The organism is Enteractinococcus helveticum (assembly GCF_001657475.1).
Classification (GTDB): Bacteria; Actinomycetota; Actinomycetes; order Actinomycetales; family Micrococcaceae; genus Yaniella; species Yaniella helvetica.
Map to the genome: position 1 here is coordinate 1 of NZ_LXEY01000023.1, position 399 is coordinate 399.

Here is a 399-nt window from a genome sequence, read left to right on the forward strand (position 1 = left end):
TTGTTATATTGATTGGTTTCATTTGCAATTTTAAGTAATGATTCATTCACATCAACACCGACGACTTCACCATTCGCCCCCACACGTTTTGCAATTAATTGAGTGACCTCACCAGTCGCACAACCTATATCCAGTACACGCATGCCTTCTTCAATTTGAGCTCTGTCTAATAGTTTTTCTATAAAATCATTTCTATTTTGCATGAACATAACTTCCTCTATACGCTGATTTGTGTGTTATTCTGCTTTTCTCTCTGTAAAGATCGTCTCATAAACTGGTTTCAGTTGTAGACTTTGCATGTCGCGTAGTACATAAAATGCTTTCGTAGCTCGTGGCTGAGCAATAGCAATTCATAGAACTATTGCTGTGAGACGTTGTCGAGAACTGGGTCTGTATAGT

Annotated in this window: 1 protein-coding gene; it reads right to left on the reverse strand. The window is 38.3% G+C overall.

What is annotated here, in order from left to right; genetic code table 11:
• Positions 1 to 203, reverse strand: a 203-nt coding sequence (locus tag A6F49_RS14370) for a methyltransferase domain-containing protein (RefSeq protein ID WP_150119519.1), incomplete at its 3' end; no start/stop codon positions are given.
• Between the last annotated feature and the right edge of the window lie 196 nt (positions 204 to 399).